The sequence below is a fragment of the Cryptosporangium sp. NPDC051539 genome (assembly GCF_044454545.1).
GTDB lineage: Bacteria > Actinomycetota > Actinomycetes > Mycobacteriales > Cryptosporangiaceae > Cryptosporangium.
The window spans coordinates 1-9,431 of sequence record NZ_JBITDV010000023.1; the positions used below are offsets into that span (position 1 = coordinate 1).

Here is a 9,431-nt window from a genome sequence, read left to right on the forward strand (position 1 = left end):
TCCTCACCACCCTCCTCACCGTCCTCACCCTCGGCGCCACCCTCCTCGGCACCAGCACCCAACTCATGACCCAAACCTCCCAACGAGCCGTCGAAATCGCCGCGTCCCGGCTCCCCCCGGAGCAGGTCCAGGCCACCGCCTACACGGTGCGGATCTCGGCGGCGGACGCCCGGTCGGTCGCGGCCGACACCCGGGCCCTGCTGACGTCGTCGGTCGCACCGTTCACCGCGACCACCGCCATCCGCGCCTCGTCGCCGATGCACAAGCTCCCGATGGCCAGCAACGACGATCGCGGCCTGCTGAGCGAGGCCTACCTTTCCGGCGTCGAGAACCTGCCGGACGCCGCCGGGCTGCGGGAGGGGCGCTGGCCGAAAGCCTCGCGCACGGCCGGAGCGGCGTTGGAGACCGTGCTCTTCGACAGCACCGCCCGCCTGCTCGGACTGACGGTCGGCAGCCGCGTCCATCTCGGACCGCAGGTGGGGCGCGCCCCGGCCCCGGCGGTCGACGTGGTCGTCGTGGGTCTGATCCGGCCCCGGCCCGCGTCCGGCTGGGACCGCGATCCGCTGGGTGGTGCGGGCTTCGACCCCCACCCGGCCGACGTGGCCTACGCCGCGCAGGTCGACGCGTACGGCCCGTTCCTGGTGACCCTGGACGACCTGCTGAACAGCGGCTCCTCTCTCGACCGTCTCGAAGTGACCGCCCGCCCGGACCTGTCGGACCCGACCGGACACGACCTGAACCAGCTGACCGACTCGCTCCTGGGCGCTGACCGCAAGCTCACCGGCACGCTGGGCGGACGCACCGAATTCGACCGCGTCACCTCGCCCATTCCCGGCGTGCTCCTCGACGCCCGCAGGCAACAGGAGCTCATCGCGAGCTCGGTGCTCGCGTTCGCGCTGATCGGCCTCGTGCTCACGGCCATCGCGCTCGCGCTCGCGGGGCGGCTCGTCACCGCGGAACGCGCGGACGAGCGTGCGTTGCTCACCTCCCTGGGTCTCAGCCGCGGTCAGTTCGCCCTGGTCGCCATCGTCGAGGCGACCCTGCTGGCCGGGCTCGCGGCCGCCTTGTCGATCCCGTTGTCGACCGCTCTGCACGTGACGCTCACCCGCTTGCCTCCACTGGCCGACGCCGGACTCACCGCCCGTCCCGTGGTGACCCCCGTCCAGGTCCTCGCGGTCGTCTGCGGTGCGCTGACGCTGGCGATCCTGCACATCGGCCTGGCGGTCCGGCGTGTTCCCGACAGCGGCGATCGCCGCAGCCGGCGCGAACTGCTCGCTCGCTCCGGCATCGACGTCCTGCTGTGCGGCTTGGCGATCGTCGGCTGGTGGCAACTGCGGGCCCAACCGGCGGCGGCCGGTTCCCGGGCCGACGCCGTCCGGGTGCTCGCTCCGGCGCTGATCCTGGCGGCGAGCATCGCGCTGGCCCTGCGGCTCGTGCCACCCGTGCTGAGCCGGGCCGAACGCCTGGCGACGCGGGCCCGTGGTTTCGTCTGGCCGCTGGCCGTCTTCCAGGCCGCGCGCCGCCCGCAGGCGTTCGCCGCCGCCCTGCTCATCGGTCTGGCCTGCGCAGCCGCCACGTTCGGCACCGCGTTCGGCGCCACCTGGACCGCGTCCCAGCACGACCAGGCCGACCTCGCGACCGGCACCGACCTCGCGATCGCACTGTCGGCGCCGCCCGCGGCCGGCCAGAGCGCACGGATCGGCGCGGCTACCGGCGGGACGATCACTCCGGTGGTGGAACGGAACGTGGCCGTCGGTCAGTACCTCGGCGAGGTGGACGATGCTCCCCGGATGGTGGCGATCGACACGCGGCGGGCGGGCCGCGTGATGCGCGGCCGCAGCGACGACGGCTGGGCCGAGGTGGTCGGGCCGGTCGTCCCCAAGTCGGCCGTGACCGGCCCCGAGCTGCCCCGGTCGGCCACTCCGATGCTGACCGGAACGGCGACCGGCGGCTCGGCCGTCGTCGTGACGCCACAGCTTCTCCTGCAGGACGCCACCGGGCTGCGGACCGCGTGCAGCGGCCCGCCCATCGTGCTCGACGGCCGCCCGTACCCGGTGCCCGGCTGTGCCACGGCGGACGGGTTGCGGCTGGTGGCCGTCGCGCTCCCGGTCACGCGCTACGAACGGGGGCTGGTCTTCAGCCGCGTCGACGTCACGCTGAGCCTGCCCGGCGGCGACACTTTCCCGGCCGGGTGGACGGTCCGATCGGCCGCGCCGCTCTCCGGCCAGGTTTCCGGTGCGGCCGTCACCTCACTCGGCGCGCGGCTGCGCGTCAGTGCCGGGGTGGCGTTCACCGACCCGCTCGCGCTGAGCCGCGTGCTGGTCGCCACGGCGTTTCGCGACCCGGGGCCGGTTCCGCTGGTCGTTTCGGCGCGCTTCGCACGGGACGTCAAGGCCCATCCGGGCTCCGTACTCAGCCTGGGCTTCGGCTCGACCGCGATCATCGCTGTCGTCACCGGCGTGGTGCCGAGGATCCCGTCCGCGCCGGGTGCGCCCGCGGTGCTGGCCGATGTGGACACCCTGACCCGCGCTCTCGCCCTCCACGGCGATTTCGATTCCTCCGTCACCGGGTGGTGGGTCGGCGAGCCCCGCGCCGGCGCCACCGCGAACGTGGACGCCCTGCACCTCGGCGAGGTCACCACCCGGACGGCCGAGATCACCCGTCTGACCAGCGGGCCGCTGCGGGCGTCACTCCCCGCGACGTTCCGGGTGCTCGTCGCGGCCTCCGTGCTGCTGTTGTTAGGCGGTGTGGTCCTCTACGTGGTCTACGACGTGCGCCAGCGGGCGCTCGAGGTGGCCCGGCTCCGCGGTCTGGGCCTGTCCCGGCGTCACCTCCGGGCCATGCTCCTCGGCGAACACGCCGTCGTTCTCCTGCCGGTGCTGGTCCTGGGCGCCGTGGTCGGCGCCGCGGCCAACTGGGTGCTGGCGCCGCTGATGGTCCGCTCCGACACCGGGGCCGTCGCCGTGCCACCCGCCGCGACCCAGTGGCCCTGGGCGGCGGGCACCGCCTTGCTCGCCGTCCTCATCGTCGGTGGCGGCCTGGCGGTCGCGGCCGCGGTCACGATCCAGGCCCGCCGGGCCGACGCGGCCCACCTGCGGGTGGCGTCATGAGGGTCCCGGCCGTGCACTGGCCCAGCGTCCGCGGCCGGGCCCGGGCCGACGCGGGCCCGCTGGGGCTGGTGGCCGGAGTGGTCCTGGTCGTCACGATGCTGGCGGCCGCCGTCCCGCCCCTCCTGCGGGCCACCGCCGACGAGGCCGCCCGGGACGCGATCCGCCGGGCCGGGCCCGACGCCGCGGTGCAGGTCGAGTCCCGCTGGCCGGACGACTACGGGGACTACGGCGGACGCGTCCGCAACGACAAGCTCGCGGCCGACGTCGACGACTTCCGCGGGCAGGCCGAAGCCGCGCTCGATCCGAGCCTGCGCGACGCGCTGGGACCGCCGGTCATGACCGCCACGAGCGTCTCGCTCCTGGTCACCGACGGCAGCATCCAGCGGCGCTTCCAACTCGACTACCTGCAGGCCGACGGAGGTGGGCCCGCCGTCACGTGGATCGCCGGCCACGCGCCGCGCGAGACCGCAGCGGGCCGGGCCGCGCTGCCGGACGCCGGACCGCCCTGGGAAGCCCAGGTCGGCCTGTCCGAGGCCGACGCGGCCGCGCTGAAGCTGCATCCCGGCGACCACGTCCCGGTCGAGGACGACCAGCGCAACCACTACAACGTCCTGGTCAGCGGCGTCTTCCGGCCGACGGATCCGAACGATCCGGCCTGGCGGCTCCTCCCCTGGGTGCTGCACCCCGTCACCGGTCTGGACGGCGCGGGCAGCACGCGGCTCGGTGGCCTGCTCTCGGCCGAGTCCTTACCGGACGGAAGGCTCGCGCTCCTGCCCGATCAGTTCGTCCGCACCGTCTGGTACTCGGCCGATGCCGACGAACTGACCTGGGAGTCGGCTCAGCGGCTCGCGGCGACCGTCGTGGCGCTCAAGGCGTCGTCCGGCTCGTCGGCGGACCGGGATACCACGCTCAAGTGGAACACCCAGCTCGACAGCGTGCTGAGCGACGTCCGGGTGACGGTCGACGCCGCCTCCGCAAGCGCTTCCGTGCTGTTGATCGCGGTGCTCGCCGGCGCCGGGCTGGTGCTGCTGCTCGCCGCCGACCTGCTGTCGCGCCGGCGCTCCACCGCGTTGATCGTCGCCCGGCAGCGTGGCGCCGCGTTGACCGACATCGTCGCCGAGTTGCTCGTCGAATCCGTGCTCGTGAGCCTGCCGGCCGCCGCGATCGGGCTCGTGCTGTCTCTCCTCCTCGCCGGTGGCGCGGCGCTGACGTGGACGCCGTGGGTCGTGGTGTGCGCGATCGTGGCCGGCCCGGTCTCCGGAACCCTCACCGCGGCCCGGGCCACGCGGGATCGCCGCGCACCCGCCAACCGCTCCGCGCGTCGCTGGCAGCACCGCACCCGGCAGCTGCGCCGCGCGGCCGTCGAGGTCGCGGTGATCGCCGCCGCGGCGGGGGCACTCGTCGCCCTCCGGCAGCGTGGCATCGCCGCCGGGAACGACACCGCGTTCCCGGCGAGCGCGCCGACTCTCGGCGTCGCCGCCGGGACGCTCCTGCTGCTGCGACTCGTCCCCGCCGGTATCGGGTTGGTGCTGCGGCAGGCACTCCGTTCCCGCCGGGCACTGGCGGTCTTCGGCGCCGCCCGGGCCGCCGCGACCGCCACCCGGGCGTTGCCGCTGCTGACGCTGACCACGGTGGTCGCGCTCGCCGCGTTCGCCGCCACGCTGCAGACCACCGCGTCCCAGGGCATCAGGGAGAGCGCCTGGCGCACGGTCGGCGCCGACGCCCGGCTGGACCTGCCGTCCGGCGCCGGGACACCGACCGCACGGATCACCGCCGCACCGGGTGTCTCGCAGGTCGCCGCCGCCCAGATCGACGACGCCGTCAGCGTCGTCGCGGACGGCGACGCTCTCACGCCCAGCCTGGTGACCGTCGACGCCGCCGGGCTCGAACGCCTGCTCGCGAACAACCCGCTGCCGGACGCGCCGCAACTGGCCCGGCTGAAGCCGGCCGCGGGCCGTGGCCGCGTTCCGGTACTGGTGCGCTCGCGGGACGGCAGTCTCCGGCCCGGCATGACCCTGCGCCTTCTCCGTGACCGCGCCGCTCCCCTCGATCTGGAAGCCGTGGGGGTCGCGCCGGACGTCGGCGACGCGCGCGAGGTGATCATGATGGACGTCTCGGCCGGACTGCCGTTCCTCCCGAACACCATCTGGGTCAACGGCCCCGGTGCGGCCCGGGCGATCCAGGGCGTGGCACCCGGGGGACGGACCGTCGTCCACGCCGAGGTCCTGCGCGAGCTCCGGTCCGCGCCGCTGAGCGCCGGGCTCGTCGCGCTCGACCGGGCAGCCGCCGGAACGCTGCTGGTACTGGGCTTGCTGGGGTTCGCGCTCAGCGCCGCGTCGAGCGCGCCGGAACGCTGGACGACGCTGGCCCGGTTGCGCACGCTCGGACTGCGTCCGCGCGACGCCCACCGCGTGGCCGCCGCCGAGTTGCTGCCTCCGGTGCTCGTCGCCGCGGTGTGCGGGCCGCTGCTCGGACTGCTCTGGGTGAAGCTGACGTTCGGCGCGCTCGCGCTGAACAGCCTGACCGGCCAGCCCGACACCCCCGCGACCGTCGTGCCCTGGTGGCTGATCGGTCTCACCGTCGTCGTGCTGCTGGGCATGCTGGTGGCCGTGGTCGCCGTCGAATCCGCGGCGAGACGGTCCCGCCGGCTCGGCGACGTGCTGCGCGTCGGTTCGTCCGGCTGACCACCCGCGGATCCGTCACACTGCTGGACGTCCCCCGGAGGTCCGTGATGACCAGCTCGGCAGCCGACCCGCCGCGGGCCGTCCTCACCAGGTCGGCTCGATGGTGGATCTGGGGGCTGCTCGCGGCGTTCGTGGCCCACGACGGCGAGGAAGCGATCGCGATCGTGCGTCAGCACGGTCTGTTCATGGGCGACGACCGGATACTGACCGTGACGCAGGGGCTGGCGGCGATCCTGTTCGAGTTCGGCCTCTACTGGGCCGCGGTCGTCGCGGCGGTCTGGACCGCCCGGCCGGGCTGGGCCGTGCGCCTCTTCGGCCTGCTGCTGGCCGGTTGGACCCTGCACGGCGTCGGCCACCTCGGCAGCGCGATCGCCCAGGGCGGCGGCTACGGCTTCGGCTCGCTCACCGCCTTCCCGTGCTGCGTGGTGTACGGAATCCTCGCGTTCTGGCGTCTGCGTGCGGACGGGCTGCTCAGCCGCCGTGAACTGCTCGCCGTCGTCGTCCTCGGCCTGCCCGCGAGCGCCCCGCTGCTGCTGGGCGCCCACGGTTTCGCGCACCTCATCGCGTAGCCGCCCTTCCGGACCACTTGCCACGGCCTTTGGTAAGTTGTAGCTTACGGTTCGTCATGACGAACGCTTCGGCAATGCTCACCGCGCTGGGCGACCCGTCCCGCCAGGCGATCCTCGATCGTCTGGCCACCGGACCGCTGGCCGTCGGGCAGTTGGCCGAGGCGCTGCCGATCAGCCGGCCGGCCGTCTCCCAGCACCTGAAGGTCCTCAAGGACGTCGGCCTGATCTTCGACCGGCAGGAGGGCACGCGCCGCGTCTACCACGTCGACCCCGAGGCCCTGGCTCACCTGCGACGGCACATCGACGGCTTCTGGGAGCGGTCGCTGGCCGCCTTCGCCCGTCGCGCTGCCCAATTCCCCGGACCCACCGAGTCCGGCACGGACGATCGGAGCAACAACGATGACTCGAACGGTTGACGCGGTGCGCCGCGAAATCACCGTGGACGTCGGCCCGGCTACCGCGTTCGAAATCTTCACCGCGGACATGACCTCGTGGTGGCCCGCGGACCATCACATCGGGGCCGCGCCCATCGAGCAGATCGTGGTCGAACCGGCACCGGGCGGCCGCTGGTACACCCGGCACACCGACGGCAGCGAAACCTCCACCGGGTTCGTCACGGTCTGGGAGCCGCCGACGCGACTGGTCGTCACCTGGCAGATCGGTGCCGACTGGACGTTCGACCCCGATCTGGTCACCTCGGTCGACGTCCGGTTCCATCCGGTCGGCGAGGGTCGCACCCGCGTCGTGCTCGAGCACCGCGGCCTGGAAGCCTACGGCGCCCAGGCCGAGGCCATGCGGACGACGTTCGAGGATCCCGGAGCGTGGAGCGCCACGCTGGCGGCCTACGCGAGCGGAGTCCCCCGGTGAAGTACGTCGTCTTCTACGAGTCGGCCGACAACGTCGCCGAGCGCGCACCGGCGCACCTCCCCGCCCACCGGGCCCGGCTCGAGGAGTACCACGGTCGTGGTGACCTCGTCATGATCGGCACGTTCGGCGATCCGCAGGCGGAAGGCTCGATGGGCATCTTCCGCACGCGCGGGGCGGCGGAATCGTTCGTCGCCGGCGACCCGTTCGTTCTGCACGGCGTGATCCGCGCCTACACGCTTCGGGAGTGGAACGAGATCCTCGTCCCGGATGACGCCGCCACCGTCTGAGGTGCGACGCCGCCGGTGCGGGCCTCCGGCGGCCGGGGTTCTAGCCGGCGGCACCGAGGCTGATGAGCACCGCGGACTCCCGGAAGCCGCTGATCAGGGGCCCGGTGGCGTCGTGCCGGGTGGCGACGACGACCTGGAAGGGTTCGAGCCCGTCGATCGGGATCGTGACCAGGTCGGGCCGGAGCGTGCTGCGGCGGTCGCCCGCCGGACGGATCGCCACGGCTTCCCCGTCCGCGACGCGTTCGAGCTTGGTCTCCCAGCCGTCGACGGCGGCCGCACCATCAACGCCGGCCGGGAGTTCCGGCCCGGTACGACCGGGTTCGAGGCGCCAGAACATGTCCGAGGCCGTCGACGTGACCGGGCACGGCAGCAACGGCTCGTCGGTGTAGTCGTCCGGCGTGACCGCCGCCCGGCCGGCCAGCCGATGGAACAGCGGAACGACGAGCACGGCCGGCTCCTCGTAGAGCACGGTCACCCGGAGGTCGTCGGTCGGGAACGGGAACGGAGTCCGGCCGACGAGCACGTCCACCGAGCCGTCGAGCAGTGCGGGGTGAGCGTCGCACCAGTCGAGGTGGCGGATCTCGACCCGGGCGTCCGGATAGCGGAGGCGCAGATCGCGCACGGCGGGCGTCACCACGATCTGCTCGACCGAACCGACGGTGAGGACGTCGGCCGAGGCCTTGGCCGCGAACGCGGCCTGGCGCGCGGACCGGAGCAGCGCCAGCGCCTGCGGAAGGAAGGCCCGGCCCGCCTCGGTGAGGTGGCTGCCCTGCGGGGTCCGGTCGAGCAGGCGGACGCCGAGCTGGTGCTCGAGACGCATGATCTGACGGCTCAGCGCAGGCTGCGCGACGTGCAGCGCCTCGGCGGCCTTGGCGAAGTTGAGATGCTCCGCGACGACCGTGAAGTACCGCACCAGCCGCAGGTCGAAATCGAGGGCGGCGTCGAGACCAACCGGCGAAGTATCAGGCACCCTCCCCAATCTACCGTCATGCGGCCCGGGCATGACGGGTTGCGTAACGGGTCTTGGACGACACCCGGACCAGCGGATTTAACTCGGTGTCACCACCCGGACGACGTCGAGGAGCACGACCGACATGGGCAAGTACGAAGGTAAGAACGTCGTCATCACCGGCGGCAGCAGCGGCTTCGGCCTGACGACCGCGGCTGCCCTGGTGGACGAGGGAGCGCGCGTGCTGATCACCGGGCGCACGCAGGCGACGCTCGACACCGCCGTCGAACAGCTCGGCAGCGCCGCGATCGGCGTCCGCAGCGACGCGGCGTCGCTGGCCGACATCGACACGCTGGCCGATCGGGTCAAGACCGAGTTCGGCACGATCGACGCCCTGTTCGTGAACGCGGGAATCGCGCACTTCGCGCCGTTCGGGGCCGTGACCGAGCAGGCCTACGACGAGGTGTTCGCGATCAACGCCAAGGGGCCCTACTTCACCGTGCAGAAGCTGGCGCCGCTGATGAACCCGGGCAGCGGCGTGGTGCTCACCACCTCCGTGGTGAACGTCGTCGGCTACCCGATGGTCAGCGTCTACGCCGCGACGAAGGCCGCGCTGCGCCTGATGGCCCGCAGCCTCGGGCGTGAGCTGCTGCCGCAGGGAATCCGGGTCAACGCGGTGAGCCCTGGGCCGATCGACACCGGCATCCTGGACCGGACGCTGCCGCCGGAGGTCGCCGCGCAGACGAAGTCCCAGATGGCCGCCGACAACCCGATGGGCCGGTTCGGTGCCTCGGGCGAGATCGCGAAGGCCGTGCTGTTCCTGGCGTTCGACGCGACGTTCACGACCGGCGCCGAGCTCGCCGTCGACGGTGGCGCCTCACAGCTCTGAGGTGGGGCGGGCGGGGGGGGGGGGGGCGGGGCCCGCCCCCCCCCCCCCCCCCCCCCCGCCCCCGCCCCCACCACCA

At 73.5% G+C, this 9,431-nt stretch carries 8 protein-coding genes; 7 read left to right on the forward strand and 1 reads right to left on the reverse strand.

Annotated elements, in window-relative coordinates; translation table 11 throughout:
• From ACIBZJ_RS41890 to ACIBZJ_RS41915, 6 genes are all read left to right on the forward strand, one after another.
• Positions 1-3,110 (forward strand): FtsX-like permease family protein (locus ACIBZJ_RS41890; RefSeq protein WP_395939186.1); only part of this gene is annotated, 3,110 nt, incomplete at its 5' end.
• Entirely contained in the window at positions 3,107-5,794 is a 2,688-nt protein-coding gene (locus tag ACIBZJ_RS41895; RefSeq protein WP_395939187.1) for an FtsX-like permease family protein, read from the forward strand. The genes ACIBZJ_RS41890 and ACIBZJ_RS41895, both read left to right, overlap by 4 nt.
• A gap of 47 nt (positions 5,795-5,841) precedes the next feature.
• The gene (locus ACIBZJ_RS41900; protein WP_395939188.1) at positions 5,842-6,363 is read left to right on the forward strand and encodes an HXXEE domain-containing protein; all 522 of its coding nucleotides are present in this window, start codon (positions 5,842-5,844) and stop codon (positions 6,361-6,363) included.
• 56 nt (positions 6,364-6,419) lie between these two features.
• Positions 6,420-6,779 carry an ArsR/SmtB family transcription factor gene (locus ACIBZJ_RS41905; protein WP_395939189.1) on the forward strand — a complete coding sequence of 120 codons (360 nt, stop codon included), beginning with the start codon at positions 6,420-6,422 and terminating at the stop codon, positions 6,777-6,779.
• Positions 6,763-7,230 (forward strand): SRPBCC family protein, encoded by a 468-nt coding sequence (locus ACIBZJ_RS41910; RefSeq protein ID WP_395939190.1) that lies wholly within the window; start codon positions 6,763-6,765, stop codon positions 7,228-7,230. Before ACIBZJ_RS41905 ends, ACIBZJ_RS41910 begins: the two co-directional genes overlap by 17 nt.
• On the forward strand, positions 7,227-7,517 hold the full coding sequence (locus ACIBZJ_RS41915; protein ID WP_395939191.1) for a YciI family protein: 291 nt from the start codon (positions 7,227-7,229) through the stop codon (positions 7,515-7,517). The genes ACIBZJ_RS41910 and ACIBZJ_RS41915 overlap by 4 nt, the downstream gene beginning before the upstream one ends.
• 40 nt (positions 7,518-7,557) lie before the next feature.
• On the opposite strand, the gene ACIBZJ_RS41920 is transcribed toward ACIBZJ_RS41915, so the two are convergent.
• Positions 7,558-8,487 carry a LysR family transcriptional regulator gene (locus ACIBZJ_RS41920; protein ID WP_395939192.1) on the reverse strand — a complete coding sequence of 310 codons (930 nt, stop codon included), beginning with the start codon at positions 8,485-8,487 and terminating at the stop codon, positions 7,558-7,560.
• Positions 8,488-8,611: 124 nt separating this feature from the next.
• Here ACIBZJ_RS41920 and ACIBZJ_RS41925 point away from each other — a divergent pair, with 124 nt between their 5' ends.
• Entirely contained in the window at positions 8,612-9,355 is a 744-nt protein-coding gene (locus ACIBZJ_RS41925) for an SDR family oxidoreductase (protein ID WP_395939193.1), read from the forward strand.
• Positions 9,356-9,431: the final 76 nt, after the last annotated feature.